Origin of the sequence: Anaerocolumna sp. AGMB13020 (assembly GCF_033100115.1) — a bacterium.
Taxonomy (GTDB): Bacteria; Bacillota; Clostridia; order Lachnospirales; family Lachnospiraceae; genus Anaerocolumna.
Genome location: NZ_CP136910.1, coordinates 2,405,383 through 2,426,301 on the forward strand (window position 1 = coordinate 2,405,383; position 20,919 = coordinate 2,426,301).

Annotated in this window: 17 protein-coding genes; 6 read left to right on the forward strand and 11 right to left on the reverse strand. The window is 37.7% G+C overall.

Annotated elements, in window-relative coordinates; all coding sequences use genetic code 11:
- Positions 1-96: 96 nt before the first annotated feature.
- Complete coding sequence (locus tag R2R35_RS09540) at positions 97-1,446, reverse strand: B12-binding domain-containing radical SAM protein (protein ID WP_317734284.1); 1,350 nt, start codon at positions 1,444-1,446, stop codon at positions 97-99.
- 762 nt (positions 1,447-2,208) lie between these two features.
- Between R2R35_RS09540 and R2R35_RS24700 the strand changes: the two genes are divergently transcribed.
- Both R2R35_RS24700 and R2R35_RS09545 read left to right on the forward strand, forming a co-directional pair.
- Entirely contained in the window at positions 2,209-2,427 is a 219-nt protein-coding gene (locus tag R2R35_RS24700) for a hypothetical protein (RefSeq protein ID WP_442872279.1), read from the forward strand.
- The gene (locus R2R35_RS09545) at positions 2,393-2,740 is read left to right on the forward strand and encodes a VOC family protein (RefSeq protein ID WP_317734285.1); all 348 of its coding nucleotides are present in this window, start codon (positions 2,393-2,395) and stop codon (positions 2,738-2,740) included. Before R2R35_RS24700 ends, R2R35_RS09545 begins: the two co-directional genes overlap by 35 nt.
- Positions 2,741-2,841: 101 nt before the next feature.
- Here R2R35_RS09545 and R2R35_RS09550 read toward each other — a convergent pair whose 3' ends face one another.
- The 3 genes from R2R35_RS09550 to R2R35_RS09560 all read right to left on the reverse strand — a co-directional run bounded on the left by R2R35_RS09550 (position 2,842) and on the right by R2R35_RS09560 (position 6,013).
- Positions 2,842-3,738: a hypothetical protein gene (locus R2R35_RS09550; RefSeq protein WP_317734286.1), complete on the reverse strand. Its 897-nt coding sequence runs from the start codon at positions 3,736-3,738 to the stop codon at positions 2,842-2,844.
- 215 nt (positions 3,739-3,953) lie between these two features.
- Positions 3,954-5,354, reverse strand: a complete 1,401-nt coding sequence (locus R2R35_RS09555) for a sensor histidine kinase (protein WP_317734287.1) — start codon at positions 5,352-5,354, stop codon at positions 3,954-3,956.
- A complete protein-coding gene (locus R2R35_RS09560; protein WP_317734288.1) occupies positions 5,351-6,013 on the reverse strand; it encodes a response regulator transcription factor in 663 nt (220 codons plus the stop codon). The genes R2R35_RS09555 and R2R35_RS09560 overlap by 4 nt, the downstream gene beginning before the upstream one ends.
- A 401-nt stretch (positions 6,014-6,414) precedes the next feature.
- On the opposite strand from R2R35_RS09560, the gene R2R35_RS09565 reads away from it, so the two are divergent.
- Both R2R35_RS09565 and R2R35_RS09570 read left to right on the forward strand, forming a co-directional pair.
- Positions 6,415-6,972: a prolyl-tRNA synthetase associated domain-containing protein gene (locus tag R2R35_RS09565; RefSeq protein ID WP_317734290.1), complete on the forward strand. Its 558-nt coding sequence runs from the start codon at positions 6,415-6,417 to the stop codon at positions 6,970-6,972.
- A gap of 295 nt (positions 6,973-7,267) precedes the next feature.
- Complete coding sequence (locus R2R35_RS09570; protein WP_317734291.1) at positions 7,268-7,732, forward strand: YaiI/YqxD family protein; 465 nt, start codon at positions 7,268-7,270, stop codon at positions 7,730-7,732.
- Positions 7,733-7,836: 104 nt separating this feature from the next.
- On the opposite strand, the gene R2R35_RS09575 is transcribed toward R2R35_RS09570, so the two are convergent.
- The 4 genes from R2R35_RS09575 to R2R35_RS09590 form a co-directional block, all read right to left on the reverse strand.
- Positions 7,837-8,454: an ECF transporter S component gene (locus tag R2R35_RS09575; RefSeq protein ID WP_317734292.1), complete on the reverse strand. Its 618-nt coding sequence runs from the start codon at positions 8,452-8,454 to the stop codon at positions 7,837-7,839.
- Between the two features lie 110 nt (positions 8,455-8,564).
- Positions 8,565-8,849 (reverse strand): hypothetical protein, encoded by a 285-nt coding sequence (locus tag R2R35_RS09580; protein WP_317734293.1) that lies wholly within the window; start codon positions 8,847-8,849, stop codon positions 8,565-8,567.
- A gap of 541 nt (positions 8,850-9,390) precedes the next feature.
- Complete coding sequence (gene ade / locus R2R35_RS09585; RefSeq protein ID WP_317734294.1) at positions 9,391-11,280, reverse strand: adenine deaminase; 1,890 nt, start codon at positions 11,278-11,280, stop codon at positions 9,391-9,393.
- Between the two features lie 182 nt (positions 11,281-11,462).
- Entirely contained in the window at positions 11,463-12,083 is a 621-nt protein-coding gene (locus R2R35_RS09590) for a TetR/AcrR family transcriptional regulator (protein ID WP_317734295.1), read from the reverse strand.
- 149 nt (positions 12,084-12,232) lie between these two features.
- Between R2R35_RS09590 and R2R35_RS09595 the strand changes: the two genes are divergently transcribed.
- A complete protein-coding gene (locus tag R2R35_RS09595; protein WP_317734296.1) occupies positions 12,233-12,643 on the forward strand; it encodes a hypothetical protein in 411 nt (136 codons plus the stop codon).
- Between the two features lie 141 nt (positions 12,644-12,784).
- On the opposite strand, the gene R2R35_RS09600 is transcribed toward R2R35_RS09595, so the two are convergent.
- The 3 genes from R2R35_RS09600 to R2R35_RS09610 all read right to left on the reverse strand — a co-directional run bounded on the left by R2R35_RS09600 (position 12,785) and on the right by R2R35_RS09610 (position 19,564).
- The gene (locus R2R35_RS09600) at positions 12,785-13,846 is read right to left on the reverse strand and encodes an ankyrin repeat domain-containing protein (RefSeq protein WP_317734297.1); all 1,062 of its coding nucleotides are present in this window, start codon (positions 13,844-13,846) and stop codon (positions 12,785-12,787) included.
- A 55-nt stretch (positions 13,847-13,901) separates the two neighbouring features.
- On the reverse strand, positions 13,902-16,907 hold the full coding sequence (locus R2R35_RS09605) for an RHS repeat domain-containing protein (RefSeq protein ID WP_317734299.1): 3,006 nt from the start codon (positions 16,905-16,907) through the stop codon (positions 13,902-13,904).
- Positions 16,908-17,125: 218 nt separating this feature from the next.
- Complete coding sequence (locus R2R35_RS09610) at positions 17,126-19,564, reverse strand: GH36-type glycosyl hydrolase domain-containing protein (RefSeq protein WP_317734300.1); 2,439 nt, start codon at positions 19,562-19,564, stop codon at positions 17,126-17,128.
- Between the two features lie 549 nt (positions 19,565-20,113).
- On the opposite strand from R2R35_RS09610, the gene R2R35_RS09615 reads away from it, so the two are divergent.
- Positions 20,114-20,845 carry a hypothetical protein gene (locus tag R2R35_RS09615; protein WP_317734301.1) on the forward strand — a complete coding sequence of 244 codons (732 nt, stop codon included), beginning with the start codon at positions 20,114-20,116 and terminating at the stop codon, positions 20,843-20,845.
- Positions 20,846-20,919 lie beyond the last annotated feature (74 nt).

A 20,919-nucleotide genomic window follows, 5' to 3' on the forward strand; every position in this document is an offset into this window, starting at 1 on the left:
AAACCTTTAGGGCGCCTTCAATTTGACTAAGTAATAAATACAAAAAGTTCCTTACATCCTCTTAAAGAATAAGAAAATGACCGGAACCTTGTTAATTTATCTTAAAGTTCTTACCAGAATGCTTCTTGCCGGCGGGAACAGCTTTTGCTTAATGATTAGGTTCCACACAGGCTCCATCTTCTTCCAGGCGCAGGAATACAGAAAATGCTTTTTCTTCATGTGATTTGTTTCATGCTGTTTTGCAGCCTCCAGAATATTTCGGAACCTGTAAAATTCTCTGTAAGCGTTATGATACCCGTCCTCCGCTTCCGCTTTGGTCATATTGGGGTGGTTAAATACCAGGTGTCTGGTGTCATAATCATTCCAATTCTCATTGATTATCCTTCCCTGTTCCTTCATCCTCTTGTGCAGTGAAGTTCCAGGGTAAGGCGTTAGCAAATGAAAAGTAGCTGTAGTAATACCACTTTCAATAGCCCAGTTAGTTGTCGCCTTAAAGGTATCAAGAGTATCATGCTCCATGCCAAAGATAAAGCTTCCATTGATCATGATTCCCAGTTTATCCAGTCTTTTTATAGCTTTCTGATAATCCTGATTCAGATTGGAAGATTTGTTCTCCAGGATAAGATTTTCCTTTCGTATGGACTCAAAACCAATAAAGGCGCTTCGAAACCCGGCTTCATATGCCTCTTCTATCAAATCTCCTTTTAATACGGAGCTTAGTGTAACAGCCCCCTGAAACACCTTCTTCATTCCCCTCATTTCCCGGAACAGTTCTCTGCAAAGCTTTTCGTCAGCAAACAGATTATCATCCAGAAAATAAAGATGCCGCCCCTTTAGGGTATCCAGTTCTTTCAGTATACGATCTATACGGCAGGTATAAAAGGACTTCCCCTTCTCGTAAAAGGAACTAACATAACAAAAGGAACAACCATTCGGACATCCTCTGGAAATAACCATAGAATTGGGGACCAGATAACAATCCTTTTTCAGCAGATCTCTACGCGGCAAAGGGAGCTCATGAAGGGAGACCTTCCCCATTTCATAGAAGGGTTTTGCTCTGTGGTTTCTTAAGTCTTCTAAGAAAATAGGAAAAGAACTCTCTCCCAAGCCCTTAAGCACCGTATCCGCATGAGCTTTTGCTTCGTCCGGCAACGTTGTTGCATGAAGTCCTCCCATCGCTACATAAACACCTCTAGTCCTGTAATAGTCTCCAATTTCATAAGCATGCCTGGCATTTGTTATATAGGTTTGGATACAAACCAGGTCCGGCTGGTCATGATAATCTATCTCTTCAATATGTTCATCCGTTATCGTTATCTCATCTTCTTCCCTGCATAATGCTGCAAGAGTAGCAAGGCCCAGCGGCGGGAAAAGTGAATATTTTATAGGGCGGTAGAATGGGCTTTTGGCTTCTGTTAAGGCAGGTAAAATAAATTTAATTCTCATCAGCAACCTCCTGACAGTTGAATTCCAGGGTCCTTTAGACGTACAATGTGGTAACACCCGGCTTATATTTTCACTATTTGATTTATTGAGTATCGTTTCCATTTTAGCTATTATCAATATATATTTATTGTAATACAATAAATATCATTATGCAATGGTTAATTTTGCCCTTTATAGTAACACAGCAGTAACTCACAGACGAGATACCACTATGCAAATTGAAAAGCCATCTTTGTAAATCCAACTGAATACTTGAAAAAGAAACGCAGTTTTTGTAACCGAGAAGCCATCTTTGTAATCGAGAAGCTACTTTTGTAACTGAAATGCAGTTTGATTTTTTCTCATTTTTAGGTTTATAAATTATTTTTAGGTAAGCAAAAAGGCCAGCTATCAGCCAGTCTTTTGTAAGCCAGAATGCAACCACCTGGCTTAGATATTTTATTTAGGAGCAGCTATCAATCTGGAATCGAAAGGATGCATTTTGATTCCAGATTGAGATGCCTTAATACCTTAATAGTATTATTAGGTTACTTTATGAGAAGGTATAGTTTCAGTAAGATGTTTTCAGCGGCAACTGACAAACAGCCCAGCTTCCTGGCCAGTCCTTCTCCATATTAAAAGCTGAACACTTCATATATATTGTACGATTGTTCAGCTTTTTAAGAGTTATTCGTTTTATTATGTAAGCTATCCGACTGCGTAAATCCATCAGACTTCCTTTGAGGATGAGCAAAGTTTTTTTCTCGATAAGTTAGACAAAGGATGATTGATTATTTCCTATATTTTCTTTATAATTTAAATGTAATTAAAAGGAATTTAACTTTAATACTGCTCCCAATATGTTATATAAGTAATTCCTGTCTATTAAGACGTTATTATAACGGCCGCATCAATAGTTTATTTCAGAATCCCAAACAGTACTATACTAATACAAAGGAGATAGGTTATGCATTTAGGAGAAGTTGGTTTATTAACAAATGATGTTGTCAGACTTGCAGACTTTTACAAATTTCTGCTGGAAGTACAAAATGGAAGCAGCGATGAAGTTCATCAAACAATTATTTCTGAGGAAACCATGCTTACAATCTATAACGACGGCTCAAGAAAAAATAATAACAACAATAACATATGTATTGCTTTTACCGTTGAAGATGTGGATCGGGAATACCAAAGACTGCTGGAAACAGGTGCAAAAATAATGGATAAGCCGGAAACCCGCCCTTGGGGAGCACGAAATATGAGTTTTCTGGATCCAGACGGAAACAGGATTTACTTACGCAGCTTGGCAAAATAATATACCATAAAGCTGGTTGATTTCTTTAATACTCACAAAAAATCCCCTTTCCTCTACTTTGAAAATGCTCGTGCCTGGAAAAGGGGATTATTCATTTGAAATTACGGAATATAGAAGGTATCGATCATTGCTTGTATTCTGGCACCATAACCTTCTTCTGCTTCCAGATAGTATTGTGTTTCAATGAGAAAGATCTTTCCTGCTTCACCAATCACACGATATTTGCGAATCACCGAATCCCAATTATATCCTGTTTGTACTGTAACTTGTGCATCCTTACTGGAATCCTGTTGCTTCTCCGTGTCATTTGACATGGTTACACTCTGATGACCTTCCTTGGATAACCTTTTATAGAGTTCTTTGGAATATTTCTCAACAGTGGTATCCTCTAACCGGCTGATATTAACATAGATATACGGATATATTGTGGGATCCGGATTTACTGCAAGAAAACTGTCTGTATTCTCCTGGCTTTCCCTTTTAAATCTCTCAGAATCGTATACTATTTCATACCCTTGCTTACTTTTATAACGTTTGCCCTGGACCCTTTCCTCTGTACCTTCAATGCGTATGATCATAGCTTCATCGGTTTCAGAAGCTTCCCCGGCTGCTGACCGGGCTTCTGAAGCTCTGTCACCACCAGCTTCCACGCCTTCTGCTCGCCTTGCTTCCGCCATTTTACTGATACGTTCTTCTTCTGCCTTAATGGCTGCTTTCTCTTCGGCTGCTCTGACCTCGGCTTCCTCGTTACTTTTCGCCTCTGCCGCTGCGTCTTCCTTCCCGGTATCCTTTATACCTGAACCTTCCTCCGTCTTTTTATTGTCTTCAACGACAGCTGCAGTCTTATCTTCCGATTCTGCCAATTCTGATGGATCTTCCAGTTTTAACTGAGCGGAATCCTCAATAATAACTGGTTTCTTTTCTACTTCAGCCTTGTTGCAGGCAGACATACTGATGGCAGCTGCCAGAAATAGCGTGGCAGCTATTACTTTCTTCATATTCTTTCCTCCAATCCTTAATAAAGCACCCGGTTCTTATGGAGGTTTATTCCTCCTTCGGTTCCCGGGATTATTTATTATACCTTTATTTTAGGCGTCGGATTTATCAGAGTATTGACCAACTTGTAACAGAGTTGTAAATTATATCTGGCTTTCCCCAGCAGCTGCTTAGGATACCCTCCCCTACAAACCGCCGGGCACCCAGTACAAATCCGTCAAGTGGATGCTGCTGACTCCGGGAACTGTACAGTCACCCGGGTACCTTTCCCATACTCCGATTCAATTATCAGCTTTGCCTGATGCAGGGACACAATTCGTTGAACCAATGCAAGTCCCAGTCCGGCACCGCCGGTCTTTCTGGACCTGGATTTATCTACACGGACAAAAGGTTTAATTATCTCACTAATCTTATCCTTTGGTATGCCACAACCGTTATCTTCTACCATAAAGATTGGTGCAGAACCCTCCATATAAGCCCTAAGTATAACCATACCTCCACTGCCCGTAGCTTGTTGGCTATTATAGAGCAGATTTGTCAGCAGCATTTCCAGAAGGGTCTTATCTCCTTTTATCATTTTCAGCTGATTCTCTGTAATTAATTGAATTCCCTGTTCTTTAAATGATAAAAAAAGGCTCTCCCTGACACTGTTCACAAGTTCATCTACTGAGAATTCCTCTGGTTCCACTGCATGCTCTCGGATAAAGGTCAGGTTCATTAGTTTTGTATACATTTCCCGCATCCGCTTGGCGTCTTTATGAATACTTTGAGCGGCAAGATATCTTTGCTCTTCTGTTGCATTTGCAGTCAGCAAAAATTCAGAATACCCCTGAATGGAGGTTAAGGGTGTATTCATTTCATGGGATAGGTCGTCAATGAACTCCTGCCTCTCTCTTGCACGGTTTTCCAAATCCCTGGTATGCTGTCCGATATTTTCGATCATCTGGTTAAAGGCAGCAGCAACCGGGGCAAATTCCTTGTCTGTTTCCTCAAGCCTTATACTGTAATTGCCCTCTGCTATAACAGCTGCGCTTCCCTGAAGCTTTTTAAACGGCCTGGTTATGAAACGGGTATAGACATAGGAAAAAATACCAAGCAGCAAAGACAGGATCACTGACAGGTATAATGTCAGCCGGATGCTCTGATTTCTGGACTCATATATTTCATTGATATTACGGCTGTAGAGTAATACTGTATTGCTTTTCTCTGACAACAGGTCGGATACCAGTATGTACCTCCCATCTTTACCTGTTAACACTTGAACCATCTTATTATCCGGTTTTACAGATAATAAAGCTTCATACTGGGATGCTTCAAGGCTATTAAGCCGGTTATACAGATATCCCTCCTTCTGGTAAAGCAGCAACCCGATTCCCTTCTGCTCGTAATACTCTCCATATCTGCTGATCAGAGCAGTAATTGCTTCTTTAGAGGACACAGCAAAATCTACATTGCTCTCTAAGGAAACCCTGATTAATTCCAATTCATTTAAGGAACGTTCCTGTTCCCTGCTTAGATTGCTTTCATGATTCTTCCTTATAACAAAGTAGGTACTGATAAATAAACTGGATAGTGACAATATAAGAATACTGAGAAAGATTTTCAGCCATAATTTCATTCTTTGGGAACCTCCAGTCTGTAACCCAGCTTGTAGACGGTCTTAATAACCTCCTCCCATTCGAGCTTCTTACGAAGTCTCTGAATGTGCATGTCCACTGTCCTGCTCTCTCCAATATAATCATACCCCCAGGCAGCAGACAATAGTTGTTCTCTGCTTAATGCGAGGTTCCGGTTCCTGACCAGCGCTTCCAATAAGGCATACTCCTGGGCAGTCAATTCAATTACCCTGTTATCTTTTAGCACCAGATGTTCTCTTAAGCGTATTTCAACGTCTTTGCAGTTGAATACCTCTTTTTCTTTCGGGTTCCTACGAAGCACTACATCAATCCGCGCCAGTAATTCCAAGGTTTCGAAAGGTTTTATTATATAGTCTTCGGCACCAAGCTTCAATCCTTTTACCCGGTCAGCAAGAGCACTCTTTGCTGTTAGAAAGATTACCGGAACCTGGGCCTCTTGAAATTGCCCCAGGAGAGCAAAACCATCAGCTCCCGGAAGCATAACATCCAACAGACATAAATCAAAGGCGTTGCTGTTCAGCGCTGCTATAGCTTCCTTCCCATCAGCCGCACCAACCCAGGTATGCCCTACCATGGTAAGATTCAATCCAATTAAATCCCTGATGCTATCTTCATCTTCTACAACAAGTATATGTCCCAAAATCTTTCCTCCCTTCCACGAATCTCTGTAATACTGCAGTACGACTTTTTTACCTGTCTCTATGTAAACTTCTATATTAGTATTTCTTCTGCGCAGTTCATTATAGCATATTAAATGAAATAGTAACAACCCGATTACTTTATTTACCATTCAAGTCACTTACTTTTTAATCCGTGCAGCTTTCTATGTTCTCGCTCAGTATAACACTATTTTTATACAACTTAATTTGCAGGTATCCTGTTTTAATTCAAGCTCACCCGACAACATCATTTACATTTCTATTTTAACGTGTTAAACTATCAAAAGATAATCCTGCCACCCCTTACAGCACTGCCAGCTTTTGTGTCTGTATACTAACTAGCATAAACAATGCAGTAGCGAAAGAGAAATACGAGGTAATTATGAACGACTTTTACATTGATCCTGTTATGTATACTTGTAAACCTGCTCCTGCCGGACGTTTAGAAAAAGAAATGAGAGTATACGACCTGCTTGAGAAACTGGAGGTTTCTTTTATTCGGTTAGACCATGATGTAACGCCGACCATTGAAGCCTGTAATGACATTGATCATCTTTTAGATATAGAAATCTGCAAGAATTTATTTCTTTGTAATGCACAAAAAAATAAATTTTACCTCTTAATGATGCCCGGAAGCAAAAAATTCCGTACTTCCGAATTGGGAAAGCAGATTAACAGTCCCAGATTGTCATTTGCCCCCCCTTCCTATATGGAAGAGTATTTAGATATTACTCCAGGTTCTGTCAGTGTATTAGGTCTGATGAATGATAAAAAGAACCAGGTACAGCTGTTAATTGATGAGGATGTATTAAAAGATGAGTATTTTGGCTGTCATCCCTGTATTAATACTACCAGTCTTAAGATCAAGACCAGAGATTTAACAGAGAAAATCTTACCTCATATTCATCATTCCATGACAGTGGTTACACTAACGGAGTAAGCACATTGAAGGATTATATTAATAGGTTATGGCAGCTTTCCTATTACCAGAATGAATGCAAGGATGCTTCCTCTTCCCTTTTGGGAAGGGGTTTTTATTTGTATCGTTTAATACTTCTAAACTTGTCATATTGGTAATGCTACCGTGGTATAATATGTAGATAAGAAATGTTCTTAGTATTGGAAACACAGAATACCACAAAGTGGGGCATTCAGAACGTTACAATGAGTTTTCAGACACCTCTGGAAAAGACCGAAGTTAAACTTATATAATTGTTAAAAGAATGGGAGAATATATGAAAATATTAGTTGATGCAGATGCCTGTCCTGTAAAGAATATAATCGTTAAAGTAGCCAAAAGTTATCAGCTTCCGGTATTGATGGTTATTGATACCAGTCATATACTGGAATCCGATTATTGTGAAGTAATCCAGGTAAGTAAGGCTCCGGATGCTGTAGATATAGCCCTGATCAACCGTACTGAGGCCGGTGATATCGTTGTGACGCAGGATTATGGTGTGGCTTCCATGGCTTTAGGCAAAAAGGCATATGCCATCAATCAAAACGGAAAATACTACACGGAAGAAAACATAGATTTAATGATGTTCGAACGCCATCTTGCCAAAAAGCAAAGAAGAGCCGGTGGCCGCATCGGAACCATGAAAAAGCGCTCAAAAGAGGATGACCTCCATTTTGAAGCAGCCTTTTCCTGGCTATGCAACCAGGCTCTTCCTCCTATGCCTGATGTATCTTTTCCTTAAATTGAACCTATAGATTAAACGAAGGCTTACCTCTTCCAGGTAGGATTTCCACGAAAATAATAACTGGAAAAGGACGAAAGGAGCCTTCAACTTACGTTTCAGGTTTACGCTCTGCTGGTAGTTCTGTTAACTGCTCCCAGTGCGGCTGCAATGGCCGTACCAAGAACAAAGCAGGCAGCTGCTTCTACCAAACCGTTAACGCCTACAAAAGCTACCGCAAAAAGGATTACATTTCCCGTTCCAAGGGTATCAGCAATCCCCTGAATAAAATCAGTACGGTAAAAGAAGGCCAGCAGTGTTGTCATAAATAACAAGGTATTTAATAAGGGTCCGGCCAAACTGGCAACAGGATATGCGATAGTTTTTGTCCTGCCTTTCTTTAGTGCAGTAAATAAAAGTCCTGAAAGCCATCCCATGAGGATACGGGGAATAACACATACAATAAAGGTTCCTACTGGGTTGATACTAAGCAGCGCCGCACCAAAAGCGCTCAAGCCGAAACATTGCAGAAAACTCGTGATTCCAAATACTCCGCCAAGGAAGGCTCCTGCGGCAGGTCCAAGTACGATTGCTCCTACTGTTACAGGTATAACAATCAATGCAATCTCAAGTCCTAAGGTTTTAATATATCCAATAGGCGTAAAAGCCATCAGCAGTACGATTGCTGTCAGCAATGCCAACTGTGTCAATTTAAATGTATTTACTCCGTTTTTCTCTCTCATATATCTTCCTCCGATTCTAATGCTTATTATGTGTCTTTTTTAATTGAAATATGTTCCTTGCTGATTGTCCCAGTCCAGTGCATTTTTAATTCCTATTGTTCTTATATAAATTAAAAAAACGCTGTCCGCCAGATCCCTACATGGATTCCTATGGCATAACAGCGCTCACTATATAGATGCTGTCTATGCCAGGGCATAACAGCAGAAACTAAATTCCACAACATTAAAATTCGTTTAGTTCCCGCCGTAGTATTCCGGTCAAGACTGATAGGTTTTCTGATACAATCAGCACAGGCAGCTTCCAGTTCCCTTCTTATCATACCGCCCCTTGTTAAGGGTGCAATTGACACTTTCAGAAAGGAATGCAGGAAAAAAGGAAATGACCATTTTTCCATAATAAAACCTCCTTATGCTTTTGTCTTTTTATTTTATTATTTTTTGATAAAAATAGCAAGAAAAATATAATTCGTATGTGACAGAGGGTGAAAGATATTATCAGACGGACGATGACTGGCGGGATTGTTTTTCCGTTTTGTTGCGAGTAAACCCTTATTCCACTAAAACGGCAGAAATAGTAACTATACAGGAAAAACAGTGCCAAACTCGCTGCAACTGTTTGAGCTGCGTTTATTTCCTGCGCTCAAACACTGGCACTGTTTTTCCTAGTTACTATTCCTGCCGTTTAAGTGTCATAAGGAACTCCTCGAGACAAAACTCCAAAACAATCCCGCCAGTCATCTGTGTACTTAATTATCAGGGTGTTTAAATTGAGACGATGCTTCCCTTACTTTAGCGATGGTGATTTATAGTCTGTTATAGTATCTATAGCATTTATCAACTGATTAAAGGTTACTCTTTAGAAGATTTACCTAATTTAAGCTGTATCTTTTATACTATCTTTTTGAAAAAACTAATTGTTATAACTGTTTAAACAGTTTACGGCAGATATACGGGCAGTAATTCCTGTGTTCTGGCATCTGCCAGCCCTCGGGTGGTTAACTTAAGTCTTGGAATTACGGATAAGGATAAGAATGCGAGGGTCATGAAGGGGTCTATTCCTTCTTTTATTCCGAGTTTATAGGCTTCTTCTTTTAGACTCTCAAGGATTTTATCCACCGTTTCAGCACTTTCTTCGCTCATTAATCCACCAATGGGAAGGGGTAATTCACCGATTATTTTTCCTTCCTTAACTACTACCAGGCCTCCGTTGATCTCTCTTATTCTGTTTGCCGCAAGACACATATCCTCCTCTGTGGCACCGGCTACAATTATATTATGGGCATCATGAGCAATACTGGAAGCTACGGCTCCTGCCTGCAATCCATATCCTTTCATTAAGGCAAGACCGATATGTCCCGTTTCTTTGTGTCTTTCTATCATCGCAAGTTTGACAATATCATCTTTTTGCTCTATTCCAGATTTAAAATTACTTTCGTTACTGCAAGGAAGGATTAATTCCTTTGTGATCAGCTCACCAGGTATGAGCTCCATAATTCTTTTCTGGCTGCCGCTTTCATTAAAGTAGAAATCCGAAGGTGTAAGTTCCTTTAAATGAAAGGATTGAAAGATTCTCTCTTTATCAGAATGTAAATGATTTTCCTTGTCCTTATCTTCTTTTACGGACTCTTTGCTTTTCTGTAAAACGTTCTTTTTATACCCCTTGGCATTATAGAAAGTTTCTGATATCTTCCCGTTTTTTGCTGTAAGTTTTCCGTCCTTATATACCGAATCCACCGTAAATTGAACCAGGTCGTTAAGGATTACCATATCCGCATAATACCCAGGGGCTATTGCTCCTCTGCCTGTGAGACCAAAATACTGCGCAGGATGAAGTGTCACCATTTGAATTGCAGTAATAGGATTCGCTCCGTATTCTGTAGCCTTACGGAGAAGGTAATCCAGATGTCCAAGATGTATAAGCTCTCCTGGATGTCTGTCATCGGTTACCAGCATACATCGTGCAGCATAGGGTGCTTTCAGTAAGTCTTTTAAGCTCTCCATATTTCTGGCTGCAGTACCTTCCCTTATCATGATCCATTGGCCTCTTCTTAGTTTTTCCAGGGCTTCAGCCTTCGTACTGCACTCATGGTCGGAGCTTATTCCGGCAGTGCAATAAGCATTCACTTCTTTCCCTTTAATTCCTGGAGCATGACCATCTGCAATCTTTCCCGAAAGCTTTGTAAGAAGTATTTTTCTTAAAAGCTCTTCTTCTCCCTGAATTACTCCCAGGGAGTTCATAACCTCCGCCAGGCCAAGAACATACTTCTCTCCCATAAACTCCACCAAATCTTCTGCCTTTATTACAGCTCCTGACTCCTCCAGCGGTGTTGCAGGCACACAGGAGGGCAACATCACATATACATCAAGTGGAAGCCCTTCGGATTCTCTCAGCATAAACCGTAGTCCGGCTTTTCCTGCTACATTTACAATCTCATGAGGATCGGTGATAACTGCGGTTGTTCCATGTGGCATAACCGCCTTGGCAAAAGCTCCCGGAGATAACATGGAACTCTCTATATGAATATGTCCATCAATAAAACCCGGCGCAATAAATTTATTCTTACAATCTATGATTTCAATTTCTTGAGAGTGTGCTTTCTCAATATCAGCATATTTTCCGACTCCGACAATCATCCCCTTATATACAGCAATATCGCCGAATTCCAATTCCCCTGTAAAGACATTGACGATTCCCGCATCTTTAAATATCGTATCCGGCTGAAGTTCTCCGGCGGCTGCCTTGATTCGCTCCTGTTGCAGAGAAACTGTCTCCTGGAACTCCTCCGACTCTAGTTTCATGGTTTCTGTTACGTAACCTGCTGCCATATATATCGTCTCCTTCCGTTCTTTCTTAGTCTGTATTCGCTTTCCTTTAATTCCTCTTATAAATTTTTAAATACTATATTACTCAGATTACTATGCAATTGTCAAATAAATTATTATAGCATGAGACAGAAAAATATAAAGCACTTATTTTCTTTCAATGATTTGTGTACATGATAAAGAGATTATTTTCTGTTATTTTCAGTTAAGGTGGTCACTATGATGTTGACTGCAAGTAACTTAATCCTATTTAATTCTTCAGCCGGCAGCTTTTCCTGTATATAGTAGTGGCTTACCTGTTCTATTATACTATAGCCAATACGTACTTTTTCAAGCATATTATCTTTGGAGAATCCTGCCGTTTCTAACAGTTCACAAAATTTTTGCAGTACCGCGTTCTCAAATTCATCAAATAAAGTTTGTATTTCGCTTTCAAGAAGAGACAGGGCTAAAAATTCATTGTGTGCTTCTTTATTCATGATGTGAGACTTGATTGATATGTTAATGAACTCTTCTATTAAAGGCGTTAGTTTCTTTTTACTGACAGGTTCAGTGAGTAGAGGGTTCAGTTTCTCTGACAGCAAAGAGAGATAGTGCTTAATTACTTCTACGAGAATATGTTTTTTATCTTCAAAATAGCTGTATACAATTCCTGTTGATACACCGGCAGCTTGTGCGATTTCTGCCGTGTTTGTTTTATAGTAGCCTTTCTCACTAAACAACTTATAACTTGCTCTTATAATTTTCTGTTTTTTTTCGATTGCTCTTTTTTGCTTTGGTTCTCTTATTTTTTCGTTATTTTGCATCGTTTCCACCTGCCTGTATTATTTAAGTTATTATATTACAAACCTACGGCCAAATCAAGAAACATGAATTATATTTCATATTTGTTGACACAGCAAAGAATTCACGATATACTAAACATGAAATATATTTCACATTTAGGAGGATTATTATGAGAATTTCCAAGAAAAATGTTTCAGTAAAACACTATCAATATTATCTTATATTTATGCTTATTGCTTGCAGCGGCGCATTTATCTGGCAGTTTTTACTTCCAGAAATAGGCGGTCGTTTTACAAGTTGGGGAAATAGCAGAGGTTGGCAGCGCGAAATCGCTTTATGGAATATTGGTATTATCAGTGCGATACTTGTAGCACTTATAAAACAGAACTTAGAATATATGAGAATTTTGACCCTTCAGTCAACTGTACTCTGTTGGGTCTTAGGTATAAACCATTTGTTTTCATTACTACAGAATTTTTCAATTAAGTATATTATTCACATTGCAGGTATATTTGAAGTTATGCTGTTGGGAGGCATTTGGGGGACAATTCTATTATTTAAATTTAATAGAAAAAAGTAAAAATTCAATTATCTGCGTAAGCAATGGACTTTTAAAATTTATTGCCACTATATTGTCATATTAGGAATGAATAATTCATTAAATAAGACAGTACGAAAGAATCTCCTGCTTTCATACTGTCTTATTAATTATATTATTTATTTAACAAAGAAATTCCTGCGAAAAAATCCCTCGAAGATAGCGTTCCGGTTCTTTCATAAAGGTGCCAAAACTGACATTAAAATCACCATACCACATATGTTCCATTTCATAATAAGAAACACATTTCTTTTTTGAATTCCACAGCAGACAGATATCTGGATAGTTTTCCACTTTTCTGGTAAGTAATATCCCTTTTCTTCCTTCAAAATTTACTGCTGCCAAATCTCTGAGAGACAGGAATTCAAGATATTCTATGCCTAGTTTCTCTGGCATATAAACCTTTAAATCACTTTTTTCCAAGAACTCCTGCAGTTCCCTTGGAATCTTTTTTATAAGCTTTTCATCGGGACCGTCTTTATTTGGTTCATATTCTCTTAATAGTTGTGCATTTTTAATTTTTCCTTGTTTTAAAGCTATTAGATATGGTCTCATCCTCGATTTATTTTGGATGCTTGGATCAGCACCATGGTCGATTAGAAACTGAACCATTTTTTCATCACAATAACATGCAGCATGACACAAAGGAGTATTACCTAATGGATTCCATGATGTTACCTTATTGAAGTTAATATCCATTCCATGACAGAGCAACTCTTCAACCATTCTAAAATTATTACGTGGAATTTCTCTAAAAAGAGAATTTGCAGCATATGGTATTATAGGTAACCCCATTTCAATGGCAAGCGGAATATACTTTTCTCTACTAAATTGAGTAATATAATCATAGGCATTATATGTTTTTTCGTAAACTTTAACTTTGGCTCCTTTATTAACCAAATAACGTATCACTTCTTCGTCGGCATATCGCATTGCAAAAATAAATGCATGATCAGGATCAATATCAAGATTTGCCCCCTGCTCAACTAAGAATTGTATTGACTTAAGATTATTATTCTTAATAGCTAGCATCAGAGGTAACATATATTTTCCTTGAATTGCATATATGGATAACGGTTCATTCACATCCCATCCTTTGATAATCTCCCGTCGTAAATGATCAATTTCACCGTTTATGATATCTTCTGACACATCATAGTTCCATAAATCTTCAATTTTTTTCATTTTACCCCCTTATATACTAGATTTAATCTTTAGTATTTTTAATCTAACCACTTCATTAGAAAGGTGCACCATTACTTAATGCTTGAAGGAAAACTCTAATTTCGTTTAATGCTTTAATTATATTAGTCCATTTATCGCTAGTGCTCCCTACATAATAAGCATTAATAATATAAGAATTAACCATATTATAATATAAGCTTGTATGTAAATGTGCATGTATACCTGCTTTAATTGGGACTAAATTATATATGCTATTAACATCTATTTTCACTTCAGGCCTATCTAATATTGCTCTAGCTGGGGCAGCTTCAGCTGCTCTTTCCGCAATAATATGATGAACTTGATACTGTGAACTGAATGATGGTGCAACTGTATATTCTCGTAACTTACTAGCTATATATAATGATACTCCATTAGCCGAATTCCAAATTCCTTGTAAAACTGCAGTCGTTATATTACTACCAATACTTATTAGTCCATTTACTAATTGAGATATATAAGGTGCATAATATTCTTCCCACAATCTCATAAAGTTGGCAGCAACAAGAAATGCCAGCAATAAGGCAAATCCTACGAAAACAAAACTTATAATAAAATAAGTTGCATCCTCACCAGTATAATCCACATAGTTTATTGGATTATTATCACAATAAGCAAAAGCATTGAAAGATGCCAGTTTTCTGTCTGCATTAATGAATCTGCCAGTTTCACTGTCATAATATCTGCTTTGTAAATAATAAAATCCGCTTTCATCGTCATAATAGTATGTTCGATACCTAAACTTATTTATATTTCCAAGCTCTTTATCACCCGAAATATCAATTACATTCCCCCAGTCATCATAGGTGTATTCAACCAGAATATCACCATTGCTTCCATAAATATTTACTACATCATTTTGAATATTTTTACCATAATAATAAACCTTCCCTTTATATTCAAACCCAATAGCAAGATCATTTGAATCATAGGAATACCATATTGTATTGCCGCTTGTCTCTTCTGCTATTATTTTCGTTCCATCTAAAAGATAATTTGTCTGTATCCCGTTTATTTCCTTCTTTATTCTGATTCCATCATAATTATAGGAATATTCAGCCTCAATCCCCGGCTTACTTAGTTTCGAAAGTTCACGTCCATTATCCCAAGTAAGATTCATATTTCGTAAATAGTGCGTAGGATTTCCAATAGCATCATACAAGATTTTCTCGTTATTATAGGCTGTTAATAGGTCTTTCCAGTTTTTATCATTATAAGAATAGTAATTGGCATTTATTAAATTATCACTGGATATATAATTATTAGAAAAATATTTTTCTGAAACAATATTATTATCATCATATTCATATACTATTGTTTCTTTTGTAGTATAATTGTTGGATTGTATTAATTGGTTTTTAGAGTTATATATATAGGTTATATTTTTTTTACCATCTTGTTTTACACCTATAATATTCCCGTTAGAGTCAAATTCATTTACTTCATGAATTTCTCCATTATTTGTATTGGTTATTATCTTGTTATCTTCTTTTGTATAATTAGTTTCATATACTATCTTATTTTTTTCATTTTTTAAGATCAAACTTTGTCTATTCTCATCCACACTATTAGGTTGTTTCAGTTCTCCGCCAATTAGTAAATCTGTTATAATTCCTTCATTAAGATGTTTCGTACTTTGTTTTTTTTCTTCACCTTCAAATACATAATTTGCTGTATCCCCATCTGTTGTACTTAAGTATTTAATGCTTGAGCCATTATCACCTTCTATTTTTGTCAAACGACTGTCAGTATCATATTCATAGGAATAATTAATATCGTTCTTTACATCTTTTTGTACAGTTAGTTTACCATTTTTATCATACTCATTTTGAAAATATAAACTACCATTTACATTAATTTCTTTAATTGCATCTTTGTTATTATTATAACTATACTCAATGACCTGATTATTAGCAAATACAGTTTTTATAGGTGACGAATTAGTGTACTCATGATTAGCAATAATCTGATCACCTATGCGAGTTTCTACTATATCTCCATTTTCATTGTATTTAAAATGATATGATGTTCCTTCATGCCCAATATAAGCTACATTTTTTCCATCATAAGCATAAGTATCTGCTGATATATTGTCTTCCGTTTTATTTATTTGAGCAACTAAATTATTATCCGCATTATAAAAATAGAAAGATTCAATTCTATCTCCGACTCTATAATACTTCACAGATTTCGTCAATGAGTTTATAACAATAGTACAAGAATCATCATCTGCATTAGTATAACGATAAACTTTGTCAAATTCGCCTGAGTATAGTTTTACATCATAATCAACAATTCTATTATGCTTATTTGCTGTTATAAATTTGTCTGTATCCATTGAATCAGACAAACCATCAAAGTCACCATCCGCCAAATATGGATGGGTTCCCAGCCTCATCTCTTCTAAGTTCGTTAACCCATCTCCATCAAAATCAACATCTGCTGTCCACTCCAAAGGAGATGTTACTAAGACGTTAATCTCATAGCCATCTGGGAAACCATCACCATCTGTATCAGGATTAAATGGATCGGTCCCTACATCCCATATCTCATATCCATCTGCTATTCCATCAGCATCACTATCTCTGCTAACCGTTTCAAAACTACCATTGGATTTTTGGATAGTTACAATATCTGATTTTATATTAGCTCCATCATTTGTGTTTAAAACTACTCGTATATCTATAAAATTGTTAAAAGTACTCACAGGAATATCTACATCTCGTGTCTCCGTAGTCTTAAACAAAACAAATTCTAAAGCGTCATCATATCTAACAAAAACATCAGTTGAATTTAAATCATCATGTTCCCACAACCCTTTTATACTTTTTAGCTCATCAATATAAGCCGCAGCAAATATGACTGAATCCCTGGCAAATGGATTTTCTTCTACAGAATCGATAACAGTTTCCCTTTGAGTTGTTACAGCTGCATATGAATTGGTTACATTAATCGAGCTGCTTATAATTGTTACACATAATAAGCATGCTATGATTTTTTTAAATACTCCAATTTTTAACATAACTATATATTCCTCCTTAATTAAACTATTTATAGGTTCCTTATTAGGATAACATATTTTTACATATTATGTCAATAAATATGGGGATAAATTACTGTTTTCTATATTTATAATCAATATTTACCAGATATCTGTAAACAAGTGCAAAAAAGAGTGAGAAATGTCCAAGTCAACATTCTCACTCTTTAAAAATCATAAACTAATTGTTATTTAATAAATTAACCCAAAGTCACAGTAACCTCATGTACCTTACCGTCTCCAACATAAGGGATTACATTGGATGCTATCTCTTTACCATCTAATACCAGCTTTTCCACACCTGTGGATACATGCTTGGGATTATTAATGGTAATCTTATATTCATCACCTCTGAATTTTCTGGTAACCTGATAAGTATCCCAGCCTGAAGGAATTGCAGGATCGATTAAGATTCCATCATAATCAGGTTTAACACCTAAGATAAACTGGGTTATTGCAACAAAGTTCCAGGATGCGGTACCGGTCAGCCAGGAATTCTTAGCTTCACCGAAACGCTTTGCATCTTTACCTGCAACCATCTGTGAATATACATAAGGCTCCATGCGGTGAATCTCACTGTATTCTTCTGTATAAGCAGGTGCAATTCTTGTATAGTAATCAAAGGCTTTATCTCCTCTTCCAACAACTGCCTCGGCACACATGATCCATGCATTGTTATGGCAGAAGATACCGGCATTTTCTTTATAACCGGCAGGGTAAGTGGAAATCTCACCGTACTCGACATAATATTTTGTAAAGGCAGGATTGTTAAGAACAAGACCGTATTTGGTGCCCAGTCTTTCTTCTACGGAATCCAGTGCTTTGATAGCTTTACCGTCTTTCAGACCAAGACCACCCATGATACAAACACCCTGGGACTCGATGAAGATTTTTCCTTCTTCACATTCATTGCTTCCGATTTTTCTTCCATAGTCATCATAAGCTCTTAAGAACCACTCACCATCATAGCCGTGTTCCATAACAATTTCTTCCATCTTCTCAACTTCGCTGATGGCTCGGCTGCTTTCTGCATCATTTCCGACTTTCTTCATAAGTTCTGCATATTCTTTTCCGATATATACGAACATACCTGCAATCATAACGGATTCAGCAACTCTTCCGTCTTTACTTGTGCTAGTCTGGAAGGATTCACCGGGCTCCATGGAGAAGCAGTTCAAGTTCAGGCAGTCATTCCAGTCTGCTCTTCCGATAAGAGGCAGTCCATGTGGTCCTAAATTATTGATAACATGGTCAAAGGATCTCTTTAAGTGGTCTGCTAAAGGAGCTGCTTTGCTCTCATCATTGTCATAAGGAGTGGAAACGTCTAAGATACTGTAATCTCCGGTTTCTTTTACATATGCAACAACTGCAAGGATAAGCCAGAGCGGATCGTCATTAAAGTTACCGCCGATTTCATCGTTACCTCTCTTGGTTAACGGCTGGTACTGGTGATAAGCACCACCATCTTCAAGCTGGGTGGAAGCAAGATCGATGATACGCTCTCTTGCCCTGTCAGGAATCTGGTGCAGGAAACCTAATAAATCCTGATTGGAGTCACGGAAGCCCATTCCTCTGCCGATTCCGGATTCGAAATAGGATGCACTTCTTGAAAGGTTAAAGGTAACCATACATTGGTACTGGTTCCAGATATTAACCATACGGTTTAATTTATCTTCTCCGGATACAAGGGTGTATCTGGACAGTAAGTCCTCCCAGTGAGCATTTAATTTTTTCAAAGCCTCATCTGCTTTTGCTGCTGTCTGGAATTCTTCTATCATTTTTCTGGCTTTTGTCTTATTGATTACATTCTTTGACTCCCATTTGTCTTCCTGCTCATTTTCCACATAACCCAGGATAAATACATACTCCTTGGATTCACCGGGCATAAGGGTAATATCCAGGCTGTGAGATGCGATAGGTGACCAGCCATCTGCCACGGAATTCGTAGATTTGCCTTCAAATACAGCATCCGGATTGTGGAAGCCGTTATAGGTTCCAAGGAAGCTCTCTCTGTCTGAATCAAAGCCTGTAACAGGTGCATTTACGGAGAAGAACGCATAATGATTACGTCTTTCCTTATACTCTGTTTTATGATAAATAACGGAGCCGTCTACTTCTACCTCTCCGGTATTTAAGTTTCTCTGATAATTTGTCTGGTCATCCTGAGCATTCCACAGGCACCATTCAGCGAAAGAGAAGAGAGTAACCTTTTTCTCGGTAGTTCCAGTATTCTTAACCACAACCTTATGAACTTCTCCATTGAAATCAATGGGTACAAAGAATGTGATTTCTGTCTCTACCTTATTTCTCTCACCGGTTATTTTGGTATATCCCATACCATGACGGCACTCATAACGGTCCAGTTCTTTCTTAACCGGTGCGTATCCGGGAGACCATACGTCTTTGTCATCATAGATATAATAATAGCGTCCGCCGCCTAAATCCAAAGGAACGTTGTTATAGCGGTAGCGTGTAATTCTTCTTAATTTTGCGTCTTTATAGAAGCTGTAACCGCCTCCTGTGTTGGATATAAGAGAAAAGAAATCCTGTGAACCCAAGTAGTTAATCCAAGGATAAGGGGTTGCCGGAGTAGTGATAACGTACTCTTTTTTGGCATCATCAAAATAACCGTACTGCATACTGTACTCTCCTTTACATTAATAACATTAACATAACTTACTAAACTTTCGTAATTATATACTTTCGATATATCAAGGCCTTTATTTCCTTACAGTAACTGCTTTGGAGGCATTTGATACATCTGATGTGCATGATAGTATTAACGATTAGTTTTACTGTCATTATAGCCTATGAAAACAATCATTGCAACTGTTTAAAAAGATAAAAATTTATTTTTATCTCTCTTTCTGTTACGAAATTTTCGTAAGTCTTGACTTTTTATCTTTTTCCAAACAGTCTGCAATTTTTTGTTTCATTACAGTCCCTGCTGCCTTAATGGCACCAAACCTGTTAAATATCAGGCAATGTAATCTTTTCTATTACCCCAAATGTATTGTTTTTTCACTAATATTTTAGAATTAATTTCTTTTTTTTCCTAGTCAAATGTGTTAAACTACCCATAGTAAAAAATACTGTGACTTAATTATGGGCAGAATTGACTATAACAATTTCTTTTCTTAATACTACAAGATTGTCACAGAATACAGACTTTAATGGAGAGAATAGCCATGATAAGTGAAGATAAATTAAAAGATTCAGCGCTGGATGATAATGCATCCATTTATGCACCAAGAGATGAAAAAAGCGAGAAAGAAAAACTAAAAGAAATGAATTTTCAGGAGAAAGTCTCTTATTATAAGAGTTATTATCTTTCCAAGACCATTATTGGCCTTATCATTCTCGGTTTTGCGGTCTATTTCATTTATACGATTGTTTCACCGAAACCGGTCACCGTGCTTAATGCAGCGATTTTAAACTATCCCTTCTCTGATGAAGCGATTGATAAGATGACCAGCGATATGGAGAAAAGGCTTATAAGCGACAATGACAGGGAGGAAGTATTTATTGATGCCTCTTATTATCTGGGCTCCGGTAATGATGTCTCGGAGTACACCATGGGCGCGCAGCAAAAGCTTACAACTTATATAGCTGCTGGTGACATCGATGTTATCATTGCTCCTGAATCCGCTTTTCAGTCTTATGCAACCGCAGGCTTTTTCAGCAAACTGACAGATCTGCTGCCTACAGAAATGATTACTGCTCTTTCAGATTCTGTATTTGAATCAAGTACCTCGGACAATCCGGTATCCGGTGCCTATGGTATCTATCTGGACAATGCAGAATTATTCAAAGGAGCCTCCAGTGCCGCTGACCGACCGGTATTTGGAATTGTGGTTAACTCAAAAAATCAGGATAACAGTGTGGATTATCTGAAATATCTGCTTGATTATAAAGAATGAGAATAATTGCCTGATATACTGGATACGACAGGCTCCTGGAGTCCAGTAGTTTTAAAAGCTAAATTAATTGTAGA